Source organism: Variovorax boronicumulans, assembly GCF_009811375.1.
In the GTDB taxonomy this organism is placed as follows: domain Bacteria; phylum Pseudomonadota; class Gammaproteobacteria; order Burkholderiales; family Burkholderiaceae_C; genus Variovorax; species Variovorax boronicumulans.
In genome coordinates, this window is the sequence record NZ_BKDH01000001.1 from 1704680 (window position 1) to 1724666 (window position 19987).

Here is a 19987-nt window from a genome sequence, read left to right on the forward strand (position 1 = left end):
GGGTCTCAGCGCGAACCGCGCGCCCCGAGCACGACGCGGAAGGTCTTCAGCAGGATCACCACGTCGCGCAGCAGCGAGAGCGTGGCGACGTACTCGGCGTCCATGGCGGCGCGGCGGCGGTAGCTCACCTCGTTGCGTCCGCTGATCTGCCACAGGCCCGTGATGCCCGGGCGCACCGCGCAGTAGTACGCCCAGTACGGGCCGTAGAGCTCCTTCTGGGCAAACATGCAGGGGCGCGGGCCGACCATGCTCATGTCGCCCTTGAGCACGTTCCAGAACTGCGGGAACTCGTCGATGCTGTAGCGGCGCAGGAAGGCGCCGAAGCGGGTGATCCGCGGGTCGTGCTCGAGCTTCTGGAACTTCTCCCATTCGCGCCGCGCCGCGTCGTTTTCGCGCAGGTGCCGGGCCAGCAGGGCATCGGCGTCGGGCGCCATGGTGCGGAACTTGTAGAAGCGGAAGATCCGCCCGTCGCGGCCGTAGCGCGGCTGCACGTAGATGGCCGGGCCGCCCGAGGTCAGCAGCACGCCGAGGGCGATCAGCGCGTAGGCCCAGCCCAGGAACAGGAAGAAGGCGCCCGCCAGGAGGATGTCCATGGCGCGCTTGGCGGCCTGCAGGAGCCGCGAGCCGCCCACCGGCACGGGGCGCGCGGCGGTGCGGTGCGGCGTGCGTGAAAGGTGCGTGCTCATGATGTCGCGCGCTCCGGTTCGGCGCGGGGGGTGTGCCCCAGCGCGGGCGGATAGATGTTCGGCGGCAGGCCGTAGGGCCCGTAGTCGTAGCCGTAGGCGTTGTGGCGTTGCCGCGCGTCCTGCGCGTTGAGCACCACGCCGTGGAACGCCGCGCCCACGTGCGCCAGCCGCTTCGCGCTTTCCACCAGGTCGCCCAGTTCGCTGTCGCCGGCGCGGGCCACGAGCATCAGGGTGCCCACGTCCGGTGACATCGCCACGGTCTCGGTCGCCAGCAGGATCGGCGGGGCATCGATGACCACGGCGTCGTACAGCGCCGAGAGGGTCTCCAGCAACCGCGTGAACGCGGTGGAACCCATCATCGTGGCCGGATCGAGCGGCAGCTTGCCGGTGGTGATCACGTCCAGGTGCGGCAGCACCTGCGCATGCACCGCCTGCGCGAGCGTGGCGGTGCCGGCGATCAGCTCCGACAGGCCGGTGGTTGCCTTGAGCCCGAACTGGCTCGCCAGCTTGCCGCGGCGCATGTCGGCGTCGATCAGCAGCACACGCCTGCCGGAGGCCGCCAGCACGGCCGAGAAGTTCGCCGACAGGAAGGTCTTGCCCGCGCCCGGCGTGGCGCTGGTCAGCAGGATGCGGTTGTTCTGCGCGCCCGCCATCAGGAAGCCCAGCGCGGTGCGCAGCCTGCGCACGCCTTCGAGCGCCGGGTCGTCCGGGTGCGAGGCCGCCAGCAGCTTCACGCCGGGCTTGCCCTGGCGGATGGCGCGGTCGAGCGTGCCCTGCCGCGTGCTGAGTGCGATCGTGCTGTAGACGTTCAGGCCGGTGCGCATCTCGATCTCGTCGGGGGTGGCGACCGTGTTCTTGAGCACCTTGCGAAGCACCGACGTGACCGCGCCCAGGAACAGCCCCACGACCAGTGCCAGCGCCATCACGATCACCGCCTTGGGCCGCACCGGCTTCTCGGGCGACAGTGCCTGGTCGAGCACGCGCACGTTGCCGATGCGGCCTTCGCGGGCCAGGCGCATCTGCAGCGAGCTGTTCAGGAGCGATGAATAGAGCTCGGTGTTGACCTTGATGTCGCGCTGCATGCGCAGCGAGTTCTGCTGCAGCATCGGCATGCGGCGGATGCGGTTGTCCACGCCGCCCAGCTCCTTGCGCAACGAGGCGATCTGCGCGTCGAGCGTGATCAGCATCGGGTGCTGGCTGGTGAAGCGGCTCGCCAGGTCCAGGCGCTTCTGGCGCGCGTCGAGCAGCTTGGCCTGCAGGTCGACGTTCTGCGACAGCGCGTTGCGCGCCTCGTCGTCCAGGCTGATGGTTCCGTTCTGGTTGCGGTACTGGTTGTAGGCCTCTTCCGACTGTTCCAGCTGCTGCTTGAACTTGGGCAGCTCGGTGCCCAGGAAGTTCAGCGTGCGCTCGGCCTGCGCGGTCTTCTGGTCGATGTTCTGGCGCATGTACAGGCGCGCCACTTCGTTGAGCAGGTTCGCCAGGTGCTCGCGATCGTCGGTCTGCCAGCTCACGTCGATCACGCTGGACTGCTTGCCCTTCTCGATCACGCGCAGCTCGCGCTGCAGCTCGAGCATGGTGAGCTGCGTGGAATGCCGCGTCAGCTCGAAGGCGCCGCCGGGCCGGGCGTCGATCGAGGCCACCAACAGGTGGACCGTGCCCCCCGGCACCGAGCTGTCCTGCGGCTCGCCGACCCGGCCGTGCAGCGGGGTGTCGAGGTCGGGGTGCGTCAGGGTGTAGGTGCCGTCCTTGCCAATGGTCAGCAGGAACTTCTTGCCCTCGAGGGCCGGCGGCACGTCCATCTGCGCGACCGCGATCCGCTCGGTGCCCGACACGTAGCCGCGCATGCCGAGGAAGCCCGGCCTGGACAGCGTCTTCGAATGCCGCGCCATGAAGGCGCCCACGACCGGGATGTAGTGCGGCCGTGCCTTGATGAACAGCTTGGTGTTCTCGATCGCCTGGCCGAGCACCATGCGCGACTTCAGGATCTCGGCCTCGCCCGAGGTCGGCGTCTTCACGCCCACGCCGTTGACCGCGGCATCGCCCGCGCCGCCGGGCGAACGTTCGGCATCCTCGAGCTGGATCAGCACGTTCGCTTCGTACACGCGCGGCCCGAAGAGCGCGTAGCCCGCGCCCAGCACCAACACCGCGGCGGTGACCGAGGCGATCAGCCATCGGTTGTCCAGCATCAGGTCGACGTATTCCTTGAACCTCGAGTGCGGGCGCTCGGGTTCCGGGTTGTACGGTGCGGGAAGCGGGGGGTACCAACGCGCATTCATGGGCTTCACCTTCTTTGTCGTGTTCGGGCCGGGGCTGCGCGGCCTACCTGCTGCGGGCGGTGTCGCGCGCGAGGTTGATCACCTGGGCGGCGGGAAGGATCAGGTTGGCGACCCGGTTCCACGAGACCAGCGGCACGCGGTCGACATAGACGACGTCGCGCGGCCGCAGCTCGAAGCGGTCGGCCAGCGCGAGCGCGGCCGGGTTCTTCGCGTTCAGGCTGAAGATCTGCGGCGTGTCGGGCGTCTGCGGCGAGTTGCGGATCACGTAGATCTGCCCGGGGTCGGCCGTGAGCAGGTCGGGCCCGCCCGCATCGCCGAGGGCCTCGTTCAGGCTCATGCGGCCGTTGCGCATCAGCAGCGCCGAGGGCCGCAGGATCTCGCCCATCACGTAGATGCGGCTGTCGTCGCGGCTGCCGACGTACACGATGTCGCCGTTGCGCAGCGGGATGTTGTTGGCGTCGGCGCCGAAGCGCTTGAGCTGCATCAGGTCGATGACCACCGTGCGGTCGCCGCGCGTGAGCGTCACATGCGAACGGTCGCCCCCGGCGGTGATGCTGCCCGCGCGGTTGAGCGCCTCGGACAGCGTCATCGGGATGTCCGTGAAGATCTGCAGCCCGGGCGTGCGGACCTCGCCCTCGACATAGGCGCGCTGGCTGCGGAACGACTGGATGCGCACGCTCACCAGCGGTGCCTTGATGATGCTGCCGATGCGCTTGGCGATCAGCTCGGACGCACCGCTTTCCGTCAGGCCCTGCAGCCGGGTGCGGCCGATGTAGGGAAAGCTGATCTCGCCCGCGGCATCGACGATGAAGCCCGGCGCCACGGTGACGCCGGTCGGGTCGCTCTGCTGCGCGATCACCGCGCCCAGGTTGGGCTGCAGCTCGGGGTTGTTGTAGACGGTGATGCCCACCACGTCCCCCGGCCCGATGGTGTAGGGCGCGGGCCGGCCGAACAGCGCCTTCACGTCGGGCGGGATGCCCGTGTTCCCGGCGAGTTGCGCGCGGACCAGCTCCGGCGTGATGGCCGCGATCCTGCCGCCGGCCGTGCCGTCGGCCGACTGCAGCGGGCCCGGCGTGCCGAAGCCGGGTGCGCAGCCGCACAAGCCGAGCGACAGCAGCAGCGCCATGGCGCGCGACCGGAAGCGGCCACCGGGAAGGGCGCGGGCGCCCTCGGTGGCGAGGAGGCGCTCGCCGCGCGGGTTCGCTGGGGTTGCGGATGTCATGGCAATCTCCTTGGCTTCGGTTGTTGTTTCAGGGCGCGGCGAGCGTGGCCGGGATCGCGCGCGGGGTGCCTGTCGCCGGACGGTCCTGCCGCTGCGGGCTGCCGGTGGCCAGACAGTGCTCGACGACCCAGTCGCCGACGGACTGCAGGAAGAGCTGCTGGCCCTTCACCGTGCAGACGGTGTGGTCCACGTCCCGCATGAACTCGTACTGCAGGCCCTGCATGAACGGTTCGCGGCGCAGGGCGCCGAGCTGGTCGCGGTCGCGGTCGCAGACATGCAGCGATCCCGAATACAGCAGCTGCACCGCCACCTCGCGTTCGACCAGCCGCTTCATCGTGGCTTCGAACCAGATCGCATTGACGTTGGGCGGCCGCCGGTCCACGAAGTAGCCCGGCAGCGGCTTGCCCACCGTGCTGCCCGGCAGATGGCGCAGCACCCAGCGCCGCGCCTTGCCGGGGAACGACGGGTGCAGCGGCGCCGCGAGCGCGCGGCGCACCGTGAGCTCCCAGCGCGTGCGCCGCTGCGGGAAGGCAAAGCCGTCGAACAGCGAGAGCGCCACCATGCGCGCGTCCACCGCGGCGGCCGACATGGCGTGCTCCACGCCCGAGCACATGGCCACGGTCGCGAACTGGCCGATGCCCTGCATGCGCTGCACGAGGTCCATGGCGGCCTGCAGGCTGTGCACCGCGCGCGTCTGCAGGTCGGGCCCGGTGTCCAGCGCCTCGCTGTCGCCGATGCCGCCCAGGTCGAAGCGCAGGCTGCCCACGCCGCGCGCGGCCAGCAGGTGCGCCAGCTTCACGTTGATGCGGCGCGGCCCCACGCGGTGGTTCGCGCCCATGTTGAACATCAGGCAGGCGACGGGCGCCGGCACGCGCTGCGCGGGGAGGGTGAGCATGCCCATCAGTGCGTTGCCGGGGCCGAAGCACACCGGGGTCTGCGTCATGTCATTCATGGATGGCTCCCTGCAGGCGGTTGAGCGCATCGGCCGGCACCATCGCGCTGTGGGGAAAGGGGTCGGACGTCCAGTCCAGCGGGTGGCTCAGGTAGGCCAGGCGCACCGGCATGTGGCGCGACTGCTGCTCGGCCGCCCATTGCGCGGTGGACGTGTCGTCGGGCGGGGCCAGCACCAGGGTGTCGTGCAGGGCCGTGAGCGGCAGCGACTGCGGCGTGAGGGCGCGCAGCTGGGCCTGCAGCGCCGGCGAGAGACGCACGCCCAGCGCCTCCTCGGGCAGTGCGTCCGGTTCCCGCGCGAGGCTGCGGCGCCAGGACAGGTCGGGAATGCAGAAGGTCGTGTCGATCGCCTCGACGTGGCGTTCGCGCAGCAGGCGCGCGTAGCTCGGCCCGTCGATCACCGGTTCCCAGAGCACCAGCCGCGCCGGGTCGCAGCGCCCGTTGCGCGCGGCCAGCACGGCCAGGGTGGCGCCCAGCCGCGCGCCGATCCACACGATGGCGGCATGGGGTGCGTGCCGCCGCAGCTCCTCGTGCGCCGCGCACAGGTCGCGGCGCCAGCCGTCGAGCTCGCCCTCGCTCTCGTCGCCGGGCGAGTCGCCGGAGCCGTAGAAGTCGAAGCGCAGCGTGGCGATGCCGGCGCGCGCGAGGCGTTCGGCCAGCACCTTGAAGAAGCGGTGGGTGCGCAGGCCCTCCTGCCCGAAAGGCGGGCACAGCAGCACCGCGGTGGGCTCGCCCCGTGCGTCGTCGGCAGCGTGGAACGCGCCGAAGACCTGGCGCGAGGCCGGCCCGAACATGAGGGGCGTGAAGAGGGTCATGCGACACCCCCTGCGCATCGCGCCTCGCTCATGCCCTTGCGCGGATTCAGGGGGCGCATGCGGCGGCCTTCGGGGTCGGCCTGCGAGGGCCGGGCGCGGGCTTCGGTATGGCGCCATTCGGCCAGCGAGCCCACGCTGTCCGCCCGCGCGGGTGCCGGCCCCAGCGCCAGCACCAGGATGCGGCCGGCCACCGGCAGCTCGACGCTGCGGCTGTCCGGTGCCAGGCCCACGTCGAAACTCTGCGGCGACACCAGCAGGCCCACGCCGATGGCCTTCAGGCAGGCTTCCTTGCGGGTCCAGCAGGTCAGGAAGGCGCGGTCGTGTTCGTCCGCCGGCAGGGCGGCCAGCGCCTCCTGTTCGCGCCGCGTGAAATGCGCCGCCGCCAGGTCGGCCGCGTCCGGCATCGGGCGCAGCAGCTCGACGTCGGCGCCCAGCGGGCCGCGCCCGCCGATGGCGATCAATGCCAGGCCCTGGCTGTGGCTCAGCGAGAACTGGGTGCGCGGATGCCCCGCCAGCGACGGCTTGCCGAAGGCGCCGATGGCCAGCGTCAGCGCGTCGGGGGCCAGGCCCGTGTACGCGCACAGCGCCTGGCGCAGCGCGACATGGGCCGCCACGAAGCGCTGCCGGTCGACGGGAAAGCGCAGATTCTCGGCACGCGCGCGCTCTTCCTCCGACAGGACCTGGGCGGGCAGGGTGTCGGTGAAGCTGTCCAGCTCGACGTACCGGCAGACCGGTGCGTCGATGGACAGTGCGTTGGCGGCGCCGGTCATGATCACCCCTTGCGCAGCCAGCTGCCGAGTGCGCCGAGCAGCCCGCCGCGCTGTGCATGCGCGGCCGTGCCGGCGGCCAGGTCGGCGAGGTCCGAGGGCACGCCGTGCGGTGTGCCGTGCGCCGAGGACGCGATCTGCCCGAGGTTCTCGAACAGATAGCGGCGCGGCTCCACGCGGTGCCCGAGCGTCTGCGCCGCCTGCTGCACGGCGCGCAGCACCAGCAGCGAGTCGCCGCCGAGGTCGAAGAAGTTGTCGCTGGCGCGGATTTCGTCGACGTCGATGCCGATCACGTCGGCCCAGATCTGGGCCAGCTGGGCGTGCTCGGGGCTGAGCAGTCCGCGCTTCGCCTCGCGCGCGTCGCCGTTGAGGGGATCGGCCGGCGCACTCTTGTCCGCCTCGTCGGCCACCAGCTTGCGCAGATAGCGTGCGCTGGCCGAGCCTTCGGCGCTGGCGATCTCGGCGAGCGTGGCATTGGGGTGGTCGGCGACGCGGGCCAGCACCTCGAGATAACGCTCGCGCAGCTGGGCGCCGGTCTCGCGCAGGTACACGTCGGCGTTGTAGAGCAGCGCGCCTTCCAGGCCGTGCGGCTTGTCCATCAGCCACACGCCGACGTCGTCGGTGGCGCCGTGCTGCATCACGTGCACCTGGCGGGTCTGCAGGCTGCCGACGGTGCGCGCGCGCTCGCGGGCGTCCTGGAACGAGAACATCGCCTGGTAGGGCCCCGAGGCCTTGATCTGCCCCGCATAGCCGGGCTCGGCCATCAGGCGCTCGAACGGCACCTGCTGGTGGTTCATCATCGACAGCAGCTCCTGCTTCACGTAGCGCATGAAGTCGGGCAGCGGCAGCGCCATGTCGACCGCGAGCGAGACCGGCAGCACGTTGTTGAAGAAGCCCATGACGTCTTCCGTCTCGGCCTGCTGGCGTCCGCGCACCGGGTTCGCGATGACGATGGCGTCGTTGCCGGTCGCCTGGGCCATGGTCAGCGCGTAGATGCCGAAGGTCAGCATGCTGAGCGTCACGTCCATGTAGCGCGCCACCTCGCGCAGCCGCTGCGTGCTCTGCAGGTCGATGTGGATCCAGTGCGCGCCGCCCTGGCCGCTCTTGCCCGCGCGGCGCGGCATGTCGGTGCGGGGCGGGCGCACGGCCCTGGCGCTGGCGAGCCGGCCGCGCCAGAACGCGAGCTGCTCCTCGCAGGCCGGCTCGGTCAGCCAGGTCTCCAGCCACTCTGCGTAGTCGCCGTGGGTGGTGGCGAGCGCGGGCAGGTTGTGGGGCCGGCCGCGTTCGGCGGCGTCGTAGAACGCGCCCAGTTCGCGCTGCATCAGGTCGAAGGACCAGCCGTCCCAGATCAGGTGATGCGGCACGAACAGGAAGACGTGTTCGTTGTCGTCGAGCTGGAACAGGGTCGCGCGCATCATCGGTGCGCTGTGGATGTCGAGCGGCCGGTCGGCCAGCTCCTGCATCTGCTCGGCCAGCTCGGCCTCGCGCTGGTCAGCGGGCAGGCCGCGCAGGTCGACCAGCGGCAGGGCGAACTCCACCGACTCCGCGATCGACTGGATCGGGCGGCCCGTGTCCTCGTCGAAGCCGATGCGCGTGCGCAGCGACGGCTGGCGGCGGATCATCTCGCGCAGCGCACCTTCGAAGCGTGCCGCGTCGAGCTTGCCGGTGAGCCGCTGCGCCGAGGGCGCGTTGTAGACCGAACGGCCCGTGTACAGCTGCTCCATGAAGCGGATGCGTTCCTGCGAGGGCGTGAGCGGCGCGCTGCGGCGATCGGGGTGGCAGGCAATCGGCGCCTGCAGGCCGACGCCCGCGCCCTGCAGCGCCTCGATGACCGCGGTCAGCTTCTCGGCCGTGGGCGCCTCGAACAGCGCGCGCAGCGGCAGCGTGACCTGGAACTCGCGGCTCAGCAGCGTGGTGAGCCGCGCGGCCAGCAGCGAGTGGCCGCCCATGGTGAAGAAGTTGTCGTGCATGTCCAGGCCCGGCAGGCTCAGCACCTTCTCCATGACCGCGAGCACCTTGCGCTCGTGCGCGTTGCGCGGACCGGCGCCGCGCCGCACCTCGTTGCGTGCCACCGCCTGCGGCGGCGGCAGCGAGACGCGGTCGACCTTGCCGTTGGCCAGCGTGGGCAGGGCGTCGAGCGTCACCACGTGCTGCGGCAGCATGAAGGCCGGAAGGTGCTTGCGCAGGTGCACCATGAGCGCATCGAGGTCGAAGCCGCCCTCGGGCGCCAGCGCCAGGTAGGCCACCAGGCGCACGTCGCCGGGGTTGTCCTCGCGGGCCACGACCACGCTGCGCGAGACGCCGGCGACTTCGCAGCAGCGCACCTCGATCTCGCCGGGCTCGATGCGGTAGCCGCGCACCTTGACCTGGAAGTCGAGCCGCCCGAGGTGGTCGAGCAGCCCGTCGTTGCGCCAGCGGCCGCGGTCGCCGGAGCGGTAGACCTTCTTCGTGGCGCCGAAGATGCGCACCGTGACGAAGCGCTCGGCGGTCAGCGCGGGGCGGTCGAGGTAGCCCAGCGAGACGCCTTCGCCCGCGATGCAGATTTCGCCGGGCACGCCGATCGGGCAGGGCTGCAGGTCGGCGTCGAGGATCCAGATCTCGGTGTTGTCGACGGGCCTGCCGATCGAGATGCCGCGCGAGGCGATCTCTTCGGGACGCACATGCCAGGCCGTGGAATACACCGTCGTCTCGGTCGGGCCGTAGCCGTTCCACAGGCCTTCCATGCGCTCGCACAGCGCCAGCGCCATGCTCGGGCGCAGCGCCTCGCCGCCGGTCCAGCCGCGGAAACCGGGCGTGCCGCCGGCCCACTGGGCATCGAGCAGCAGCTGCCACATGCCGGGCGTGGCCTGCAGCAGCGTGATCTGTTCGTCGTCGAGCGCTTGCGACAGGCGGTTGCCGTCCATCGCGACCTCGCGCTGCACCATCACGAGTTCGGCGCCCGCCGCCAGCGGCAGCAGCAGGTCGGGCACGGCCATGTCGAACGACAGCGTGGTGACGGCGGCGATGCGGTCGGACGGGCCGATGCCCGATTCGCGCTGCATCCACTGCAGCAGGTGCGCCACGCCCCGGTGGTGCGCGATGACGCCCTTGGGCAGGCCGGTCGAGCCGGAGGTGTAGATCACATACGCGGCGTCTTCGGAGCCGGGGTCGTCGCTGCTCGGCGGCAGCGCTTCGCCTGACAGCTGGCGCCAGGCGGTGTCGCGATCGATCTCGAAGACGCGCTGGTCGGCGTCGGCGCGCCAGTCGCGCGGCGCCACCGCGATGTCGGACGAGGTCAGCATCAGGCTGAGGGTGGCGTCGCTGGCGTAGTGGTCCAGCCGCGCCTGCGGAAATGAGGTGTCCATCGGCACGTAGGAGGCCCCCGCCTTGAGGATGCCCAGCATCGCGACGACCATCTCCAGGCTGCGTTCGAGGCACAGGCCCACGCGCTGGCCGCGGCCCACGCCGCGCGCGCGCAGCGCACGCGCCAGTCGGTTGGACAGCGCATCGAGTTCGCCGTAGCTGCAGCTGCGCGCGCCGTCGCGCACCGCCGGGCGGTGCGGCTGCTGCGGCACGCGCGCCACGAAGCCGGCGTGCGCCAGCGGCGCGCCGCGCAGCGGCACGCGCGCCGGCTGCAGCGCCAGCAGCGCACGCGCGGCGCCGGCGGACAGCACGTCGAGCCCGCCGATGGTGTCGTCGGGCTTGTGCGCGGCCGACTGCAGCACGCACTCGAACATGTCGAGCCAGCGCTGCACGCTCACGTCGTCGAACAGGTCGGTGTTGTACTGCGCCTCGACCTGCAGGCTGCCGGCGTGCGGGCGCAGGTTCACGAAGAGTTCGAAGTTCTCGTAGCGGCGGGCGATGGTGTCCTGCACCACGTCGAGCGTGGTGAAGGCCTGCGCGCTGCTCGCCACGTCGGGGTCGACATTGAAGGTCACGCTCACCAGCGGCAGCCGGCTCGGGTCGCGCTCGAGCGACAGCTGGCCCAGCAGCGCGCCGTAGGTCAGGGCCTGGTGATCGAAGGCGTCGAGCACGGCGGTGCTGCATTCGTCCATCAGCGCGTCGAAGCGCATGGCGGGGTGCGCGGCGATGCGCAGCGGCAGCAGGTTCACGCAATGGCCGACCAGGCCGGGCACGTCGTGCGCGAGCTGGCCCGAGGTCGGGATGCCGACCACGATGTCTTCCTGGCCCGTGAGGCGGTGCAGCGTCGCGACGAAGCCGCTGAGCAGGCCCGTGAACAGGCTGACGCCGGCCTTGGTGCTCGCGATGCGCACGGCGCCCACCACGCGCCGGTCGAGCAGTCGCTCGGCGCGGCGCGAGTTGAAGGTGCGGGCGGCCGGGCGGGGGCGGTCCAGCGGCAGGTCGAGCACGGGCTGCGTGTTGCCGGCAAAGCGCTCCAGCCAGTAGTCGATGTGCGCCTGCATGTCGGGGCTCGCGGCGGCGACGGCTTCCTCGGCGGCGAAGTCCGCGAAGAGCGGCGCGGCCTTGAGCTTCAGCCCGATGCCGGTTTCCTCGGCATAGAGGTGGCCCAGCTGCTCGGTGATGACCGCCCACGACCAGCCGTCGCAGACCACGTGGTGCGCCGACATCACGAGCTCGTGCTCGTCATCGCCCAGGCGGTACAGCACCGCCCGGAACAGCGGGCCGTGCTCGAGCGAGAACGGCGTGCACACCGCCTCGTCATGGGCCGCGTGCAGCGCCTGCGCGAGGGCTTCGGGCGCCAGCCCGCCCAGGTCCTGGCGGAGCAGGTGGTTCCCGGCCGGCGGGCTGACCAGCATGAAGGTGCCGTCCGGCGAGATCGTGGCGCGCAGCGCCTGGTGGCGTTCGAGCAGCCGGTCGGTGGCGCGCGCCAAGGCGTCGCCGTTCAGCGCGCCGCGCAGGCGCAGCACGACCGACTCGTTGTAGGCCATCGAGGCCTCGGGGCTCAGCGTGGCGCCGAGCCAGATTTCGCGCTGCGACTCGGTGGTCGCAATGATGCATTCGACGAGGCCACCGCTCGCGGTGGGCTTGAGTGCGGCGTTCATGCTGCGGCCTTTCCGTTGATGAGGCGCTCGTGCAAGGCGGCGTCTTCGGGTACGTACCAGTACGGCTGGCCGTCGCTGTCGCGGGCCAGCACGCTGCCGTCCTCGACGGGCTTGCGCGCGTCGAAGCGGGTGGGGGCGGGAGCGCGGCGCGGAAGGAAGCCGGATTCCTGCATCTCGGCGACCGACTCCTTGAAGGCGCGCTGCAGGAAAGCGATGTCCTCGGCGCTGTGTGCGCTCGTGAGGAAGCACGGGAAGTTGTCCAGGATGTGCACGCCGCGGCTGCGCATCATGGCGAACAGCAGGTCCTGCAGCGGCTGGTCTTCGAGCCAGCTCACGCGCCACAGCGAGGCGAAATGGCGGATCTCGATCGGCGCGCCGACCTCCTGGCACCAGCCCGAGAGTTCCGTGGCCATGGCGGTCGTGCTCGCAGTGAGCCCGGCCTGCAGCGCGGGCCCGGCCTCCTTCAGGTGCGTGAGCGAGGCCTTGGCCGCGGCGAGCGCGAGCGGATGGCGCACGAAGGTGCCGGCGAAGTAGGTCACGCCCACGCCCGGGATCGAGTCGTCGCCGTACTGCCAGGCGCCGCCGTCGAGCGCGTCCATGAACTCGCGCTTGCCGGCGATCACGCCCACCGGAAAACCGCCGCCGATCACCTTGCCGTAGGTGGCCAGGTCGGCGCGCACGCCGAACAGTTCCTGCGCACCGCCCAGCGCGCTGCGAAAGCCGGTGATGACCTCGTCGAAGATAAGGCAGCAGCCGTTCTTCGCGGTGACGTCGCGCACGTCGTGCAGGAACTCGCGCGGCTGGAAGTCGGGGCGGCGGCTTTGCACCGGCTCGACCAGCACGGCCGCCAGGTCCGCGGCGTTGTCGCGGATGAAGGCCAGCGCCTCGGGCGTGCCGTAGTCGAGCACGCGGATGTCGCCGAACATGCCGCTCATCACGCCGGGCGCGGCCGACAGGCCCTTGCCGCCCTTGCCGGCGCGCACCAGCACTTCGTCGAAGGTGCCGTGGTAGGAGCCCGTGAAGGCCACCACCGTGCTGCGGCCGGTGACGGTGCGCGCGATGCGCAGCGCCGCCATCACGGCCTCGGAGCCGGTGTTGCACAGGCCGGCGCGCTCGCTGCCCGTGAGTTCGCAGATGAGGCGCGTCACGTCGGCCGCGAGCGGATGCTGCGGCCCGATCTCGTAGCCCGCATCGAGCTGGGCCCGCACGGCGTCCTGCACGAAGTCGGGTTGCCAGCCGAACAGGTTCAGCCCGAAGCCGTTGAGCGCGTCGACGTACTCGTTGCCGTCGAGGTCCCACAGCCTGGAACCCTTGGAGCGCTCGATCACGATCTGGTAGGTGATCTCCTTGGTCAGCGGACGGAAGCCGTTGACCACGCGCGGATCGGCCATGTGGGCGCGGTTGTCCTCGGTGAAGCGCTTGCTCTTTGGCGTGCGCTCGACATAGCGCCGCACGAAGGTCGCCAGCCGCGCCTTCTGCCGCGCGCTGGGTTCGGCGGTGCGCTGGGTGTGGATGCGGGCGATGGCGCCGAAGGCCTTGTTGACGTCGTAGCGAAGCGGGGCTTCGGCGGGCGGCTGCGGCTGCGCGGCGGGTGCGGCCTCGGCCGACACGGGCATCGCTGCCACCGCCACTGGCGCGGCGGCGCCGGACAGGAGCGCGAGCTGCTGGCGCATCAGCTCCATTTGCTGCGCGATCACCTGGTTCAGCAGGCCGGTGGGCTGCGCAAGCCCTTGCGGCGGCGTTGGCATCGACACCTGCACAACGGATGTCGCAGCCATGGTGGGCGTGACGGGCGCGGCCACCGGCTCGGCCTCGGGCGGCAGGCTCTGCAGCAGGTACGCGGCCAGTGCGTCGAAGCTGCGGTAGTTCTCCATCAGCTGACGGAAGCTCAGCTCGACCTTGAAGCGTTTCTTGATCTGCGTGGCCGCCTGGGTCAGCGTGAGCGAGTCCATCCCGATCTCGCCGAACGGGGCCTGGCCTTCGGCCTGCGCCATGTCGATGCCCGAGATGTCTTCGAACAGGGCCCGCAATCGGCTGTCGACCGACGCCGCGCGCGACGCCTCGGACGGCGGGGAAGAAGGCGGAGGAAGGTCAGGCGAGGGCGCTGCAGCGGTCACGATCGGCTCCAATGAAACAGGCAGGACGGGCGCAAGGGCGGGCGACACCGGCGCGGCGGGCGCGATGTCGACCCACAGGCGCTTGCGTTCGAACGGGTAGGTGGGCAGGCACACGCGCCGGGCGCCGGCGCGCGGTGCCAGCAGGGCGAGGTCGACTTCGGCGCCGCAGGTCCACAGGCGCGCGGCGGCCAGGCGCAAGGTCCGGGTCTCGTCGGCCGGTTCGCCGTGCAGCAGCGACACCGCCACGGCGCCGGCCTTCGACGCCGGGGCCAGGCCTGGCAGGCGGTGCTGGCGCACCAGCGCGGCCAGCGTGTTGCGGGGACCGACCTCCACGAACACCGGATGGGTGGCGTCGTCCGCCGCGCTTTGCAGGGCGGGCGAGAAGCGCACGGTGCCGCGCAGGTGCTGCGCCCAGTAGGTCGGGCTGGTGGCCTGCGCGTCTTCGAGCAGGCGACCGGTGAACGTGGAGTAGAGGGGGATCTGCGGTGCGTGCAGCGTGACCTGGCTCACGAGCGCCTCGAAGGGCGCCACCGCGGCGTCCATCATGGCGGAGTGAAAGGCGTGCGAGGTCTGCAGCAGCCGGCAGGCGACGCCCTCGGCTTCGAGCGCGGCCTGGAGTTCGGCGATGGCCTCGGTGGGGCCGGCGGCCACGCAGGCGCCGGGTGCGTTCTCCGCGGCGAGTGAGACCTGGGGCGAGGACGCGAGCCGCGGGGCCAGCGCGTCCGCGCCGAGCCGCACCGACAGCATCGTCCCGGCGGGCTGTGCCTGCATGAGCGCGCCGCGGCGGGCAATGAGCCGGGCGGCATCTTCCAGGCGCATCACGCCGGCGATCACGGCCGCGACGAATTCGCCGACGCTGTGGCCGATCAGCGCGTGCGGGCGCAAGCCCAGCGACAGCAGCCGCCGTGCGAGCGCGTACTCGAGCGTGAAGAGCGCGGGCTGCGTGACGGCCGTCGGCGCGAGCGCCTGCGGGTCGTCTGCGAACATGCGCTCGCGCAGGTCGAAGTCCAGCGCGCCCTCGAAGGCGCGCAGGCAGTTGTCGAACGCGGCCGCGAACACCGGGTCGCCCGCGTGCAGCGCGCGGCCCATGCCCGGGTACTGCGCGCCCTGGCCCGGGAACATCAGCACGGGCTGCGGCGCGCGCTCGGCGATCCGGTCGCTCACGCGCCACGCCGTGTTCTCCGAGCGCAAGGCCTCGATGGCCTGCGCTGCATCGCCGGCCACCACGGCGCGGCGGAAGGCATGGGCCTTGCGGCCGACGCACAGGGTGAACGCCGCGTCGCCCAGACAGAGCCCGGGCTGTTCCTCCAGGTGCGTGGCCAGCTGCTGCGTCGCGACCGCCAGCGCGGCCTCCGAGCGGGCCGACAGCGCCAGCACATGGACGCCCGGTTGCGTGGTGCGTGCCTGACGCGCCGGCGCCTCCTCGAGCACGACGTGCGCGTTGGTGCCCCCGACACCGAAGGAGCTGACGCCCGCGCGGCGCGGCAGCGCGGCCCGCGGCCACGGCTGCAGCTGGTTGCTGACGTGGAACGGCGTGCGCGCGAAGTCGATCGCCGGGTTCGGCGCCGTGAAGTGCGCGGTGGGCGGAATCAGTTCGTGGTGCAGCGACAGTGCCGTCTTGATGAGGCCGGCGGCGCCCGCGGCCGTGACCATGTGGCCCACGTTGCTCTTGAGCGAACCCAGCGTGCAGTAGCCCCGCGCGTCGGTGTGTTCGGCGTACGCGACGGCCAGCGCCTCGACCTCGACCGGGTCGCCCATCGGCGTGGCGGTGCCGTGCGCTTCCACGTAGGAAATGCTGCGCGCGTCCACGTCCGCCGCGGCCAGCGCGGCGCGGATCACCGCCGCCTGGCCGTCCACGCTGGGCGCGGTGAAGCTGGCCTTGGCGCCGCCGTCGTTGTTGACGCAGGCGCTGCGCAGCACGGCATAGACGGTGTCGCCGTCGGCCTGCGCGTCGGACAGGCGCTTGAGCAGCACCACGGCGGCGCCGTCGCTGAACACGGTGCCCTTGGCCTGCGCGTCGAAGCTGCGCGTGTGGCCGTCGGGCGAGAGCATCGAGCCCTCGTTGTAGAGGTAGCCGCTGCGCGGCGGGCAGGTGACCGAGGCGCCGCCCGCCAGCGCCATGTAGCACTGACCCGTGCGCAGCGCGTGGAAGGCCTGGGCCACCGCGACCAGCGAGGTCGAGCACGCGGTGTTGACGCTCACGGCCGGCCCGCGCAGGTTGAGCCGGTTGGCCACGCGGGTGGTGATGTAGTCCTTCTCGTTGGCCAGCATCACCTGGAATTCGCCGACGGCCTCCACGAGGTCGGGGCGCGAGGCGACGTGGCGCTGGAAGTAGGTCGCGTTGTACGTGCCCGCGTACACGCCCACCGGGCCCGGCGCTTCGTCGGGCACGTAGCCCGCGCGCTCCAGGCACTCCCAGCAGATCTCGAGGAACACGCGGTGTTGCGGGTCCATGAGCGCGGCTTCCTTCGGGCCGATGCCGAAGAAGGCGGCATCGAAGCCCTCGATGCCGTCGATCACGCCGCGTGCCCGCACATAGGCCGGGTCGCGGCGCAGCGACTCGCTGACGCCGGCGTCCAGGCTGGCGTCGTCGAAGAAGCTGATGGTGTCGCGCCCGGCGACGAGGTTGTCCCAGAACTGCTCCACATCGCCCGCGCCGGGGAAGCGACCGGCGGTGGCGATGAGAGCGATGGGCTCGGGGACGCTGGCGGCGTCCTCGCGCACGGGCACGGGTTGTGGCGCCTGCGGCGCCTCGCCAGCGGACTGCAGTTGCGCCGCGATGGCGCCCGGCGTCGGGTGGCGGAAGAAGAGGTTGGTCGACAGCGGCGGCGCGCCTTCGCGCTGCAGGTCCGCCAGCACCTGCAGCACCAACAGCGAGCTGCCGCCCAGGTCGAAGAAGTTGTCGTGGCGCCCGGCCTTGTCGATGCCCAGCGCGCGCGCGAAGGCGTCGCACACCTGCTGCTCGAGCGCGTCGCGCGCGGCCTCGAAAGGCTGCACGAGTTCGGGGCGCTCGGCGGCCGGCTCGGGCAGGGCGTTGCGGTCGAGCTTGCCGTTGGGCGTGACGGGGAGCTGCGCGAGCCACACCTGCGCCGACGGAAGCATCACCGCGGGCAGGCGGGCCGCCAGGTGCGCGCGCAGCGTGTCCCACGCCAGCTTCTGCGTGCGGGCGACCAGGTAGGCGACCAGGCGCAAGTGGCCGTCGCGACCGGGCCGCGCGACCACCGCGCAGGACTGCACCGCGGGATGCGCGAGGATCGCCGCCTCGACCTCGCCGGTCTCGATGCGGTGGCCGTGGATCTTGACCTGGCCGTCGATGCGGCCGATGAATTCGACGGTGCCGTCGGGCAGCCAGCGCGCGAGGTCGCCGGTGCGGTAGAGCCGCTCGCCGGGCGCGCCGAAGGGGTCGGGCACGAAGCGCGCGGCCGTGAGTTCGGGCTGGCCCAGGTAGCCGCGCGCCAGGCCGTGTCCGCCGATGCACAGCTCGCCCACGAGTCCGCTGGGCAGCAGCTCGAGCGTCGGGCTCAGCACGCGCAGCACGGTGTCCTTGATCGGGCGCCCGAGTGGTACCGAGCGCGGGCCCGCTGCGATCGCGGCGCGTTCGATGCGATGGGTGGTCGCGAAGGTCGTGCACTCGGTCGGCCCGTAGCCGTTGCTGAGCGTGAGCCCGGGGAGTGCGTCGAGCGCGCGCCGCACATGGGGTACCGACAGCGCCTCGCCGCCGGTGAACAGGTGCGCCAGGCCCGCGAGGTGCTGCGGATCGCCGTCGACCACGGCGTTGAAGAGCGAGGCCGTGAGCCAGGCGGTGTGGACCTCGTGGCGGCCGATGGTGCGCGCGAGGCCGGCGCCGGTGGGTACCCGTTCGTCGTGGATCACGCAGCGCCCGCCGTTGAGCAAGGGCCCCCAGACCTCAAGCGTCGAGGCGTCGAAGGCGAGCGGCGCCGCATGCAGCATCGCGCGCCCCGGTGCGAGCTCGATGTAGTCGACATCGACGACCAGCCGCAGGATGGCGCGATGGCCGATCTCGATGCCCTTGGGTACGCCGGTCGAGCCCGAGGTGTACATGAGGTACGCCAGCGATTCGCCGTCGAAGGCCGGGGGTGTCCACGGCGTGGCGTCCACGCCGTCTTCGGGCGCGTCGATGCGCACGGCGGTGCGGGAGGCCGGCACGAGAGAGGCCAGCGCCTCGGTCGTCACGACCCGGGTCACGCCGGCCTGGTCGAACATCGTGGCGACGCGTTCGGGCGGGAAGTCGGTCGGCACCGGCACGTAGGCCGCGCCCGCCTTGAGGATGCCGAGCATGGCGACGATGGCGGCCATCGAGCGCTCGAACACCATCCCGACGGGGGCGCCCGGTTGCACGCCCGCGCGCTGCAGGCGCTGTGCGAGCCGGTCGCTGCGCGCGTCGAGCTCGGCGTAGGTCATCGTTTCGTCGCCTTCCACCAGCGCCACCGCGTCGGGCGTGGCCGCGGCCCGGCGGCCGAACACGGCGGGCACGGTGAGCGACAGGTCGGGCGCGGCGGGCGGCGTGGCCCATTCGGCGAGTTGGTCGCGGCGGTCGGCGTCGGGCAGGGCGCGGATGTTGTGGAGCGCCGCACCGGGATGCACCAGCAGATCGGCGGCGGTGTCGGCGATGGCTGCGAGCAGGCGGCTGGCGCAGGGCGCGTCCATCAGGCTCGCGTCGACGTCCAGGTGCAGGCTGGCGGGGAGTTCTGTCCGGGCTTCGAGCCGCAGGGGTGACAGGGTGTCGGCGGTGTGCGGCGTGGCCCGCCGGTCGAGGTCGAGCTGGGTCAGCCACGCGCTGGCTGTGCCGGGCAGCGACGTCGGCATGCCGTGAGACCCCGGCAGGGCCGCGCCCAGCCAGCGCGATTGCAGCAGCAGCCAGGCACCCACGAAGAGCGTGTCCGGCAGGTACCCCGTGGTGCCCAGCGACGCGAGCCAGCGCTGCGCGAACCCGGCTTCGAGGACCAGCGAGATGCCGAGCCGTTCGCCTGCCGCTGCGCGCGCGGGCGGCGACACGAACAGATCGCCCAGCGCGGCCTGCGAAGCCACGGCGGCCTCCGGCGACGAAGCAATGTGGGTTTCCATGCAATTACCCGGCTGCAGACTGTGAATGGAAAATTCAATTGAAGGAATCGAATTGATTTCAATTGGATTTGGTTCTTGGTTTGTCGCGATCCTATGAACTTGACGAGCCTTCTGTTTGGCTCTTTTCTCCATGTTTACATTTGGATATAAATATTTCCGAATCGAACTACCTAAGCCATGACATTTGAGGTACCAAGGCCATTTGTGGTGGGCGTTTTGTCACCCCTGTAGGAAGCCATGATGGAACGTCGATTCAAAAAAATGGCCATTCTTCTTCGCCATCTCTGCAGACCTGAGAGTCTGAGTTTCGGTATCACTTCGATGAATATTTCTAAAGTCAGACAAGTTTTGACGGTTGACAAGAAACTTTTCGCGAATTGAGACAGTTGGAAGGAATCGGCATTCGAGCGTTGAGCACTCAGAATGGGGTAGATATTTTTCTTCTGTGGAATGGATTTTTGTCTTTTGGGTAATTCGAGGGTGAATTTGAAAATTCTCAAAGGGCCTAAAAGATCTAATGAAAAATGTTACTTGTCATCTGATTTTTGGTGCTTAGGCTGCAATTTTTTCGTGATTCTTGGCGATCATTGAAATTCAAATGATGTCCATTGTTTTAATGAAATAGAGAGCAATGGGGGTCGAGGTACTTTCCCCTCTGTCAGCGCACGGAGCGCGGGGATGCATTGCGACAATCGCCGGCAAATTTCGGAAAGGCGGTCGCGCCATGGGTACCGGCATTGATCCCGGTTGATTTCCGTCGCGCCGGCGGGAAGGCCTGAGCCGGGTCGGGGCATCGACGCAGCGGGCCCGTCATTTCGTCCGCAATTCACCGTCGGACCGCGGCGCGAATGCTTTGCGGGCACGGGTTTTTCAGGCCGGACGGACGGCGTTTTTCTCGACGCGACCGGCGGATCGTGGGGGCCGCGCCAGGTACCCGGTCCCAGGCAGGCGCTTTGTCACGCTCGCATGCACGCCGGGCAGGGCGCATGGCTCCCTCACCAAAGGGCGCTTCGCTCATGTGCGAAGGCGCGGCGATGCCTAGACTGGCCCTGCCATGCATCGCGA

General features: G+C 70.7%; 8 protein-coding genes. All 8 read right to left on the reverse strand.

The genetic code is table 11. The features are described from left to right. Positions 1 to 5 precede the first annotated feature (5 nt). Genes VHAB30_RS07725 through VHAB30_RS07760 form a run of 8 tightly spaced genes read right to left on the reverse strand, consistent with a single transcriptional unit; the run spans position 6 to position 18922 of the window. Positions 6 to 686, reverse strand: coding sequence for a sugar transferase (locus VHAB30_RS07725; protein ID WP_159276456.1), 681 nt, complete (start codon positions 684 to 686; stop codon positions 6 to 8). Then, entirely contained in the window at positions 683 to 2962 is a 2280-nt protein-coding gene (locus VHAB30_RS07730) for a polysaccharide biosynthesis tyrosine autokinase (RefSeq protein ID WP_159276458.1), read from the reverse strand. The genes VHAB30_RS07725 and VHAB30_RS07730 overlap by 4 nt, the downstream gene beginning before the upstream one ends. Before the next feature lie 43 nt (positions 2963 to 3005). After that, on the reverse strand, positions 3006 to 4184 hold the full coding sequence (locus tag VHAB30_RS07735) for a polysaccharide biosynthesis/export family protein (protein WP_062473261.1): 1179 nt from the start codon (positions 4182 to 4184) through the stop codon (positions 3006 to 3008). A gap of 28 nt (positions 4185 to 4212) precedes the next feature. Next, positions 4213 to 5136 carry an alpha/beta hydrolase family protein gene (locus VHAB30_RS07740; protein WP_062473263.1) on the reverse strand — a complete coding sequence of 308 codons (924 nt, stop codon included), beginning with the start codon at positions 5134 to 5136 and terminating at the stop codon, positions 4213 to 4215. Then, positions 5129 to 5950 carry a serine aminopeptidase domain-containing protein gene (locus VHAB30_RS07745; RefSeq protein WP_159276461.1) on the reverse strand — a complete coding sequence of 274 codons (822 nt, stop codon included), beginning with the start codon at positions 5948 to 5950 and terminating at the stop codon, positions 5129 to 5131. The genes VHAB30_RS07740 and VHAB30_RS07745 overlap by 8 nt, the downstream gene beginning before the upstream one ends. Continuing rightward, entirely contained in the window at positions 5947 to 6720 is a 774-nt protein-coding gene (locus VHAB30_RS07750; protein ID WP_159276463.1) for a 4'-phosphopantetheinyl transferase family protein, read from the reverse strand. The genes VHAB30_RS07745 and VHAB30_RS07750 overlap by 4 nt, the downstream gene beginning before the upstream one ends. Positions 6721 to 6722: 2 nt before the next feature. Further along, positions 6723 to 11720: a non-ribosomal peptide synthetase gene (locus VHAB30_RS07755; protein WP_159276464.1), complete on the reverse strand. Its 4998-nt coding sequence runs from the start codon at positions 11718 to 11720 to the stop codon at positions 6723 to 6725. Next, positions 11717 to 18922 carry a polyketide synthase gene (locus tag VHAB30_RS07760; protein ID WP_159276467.1) on the reverse strand — a complete coding sequence of 2402 codons (7206 nt, stop codon included), beginning with the start codon at positions 18920 to 18922 and terminating at the stop codon, positions 11717 to 11719. Before VHAB30_RS07760 ends, VHAB30_RS07755 begins: the two co-directional genes overlap by 4 nt. Positions 18923 to 19987: the final 1065 nt, after the last annotated feature.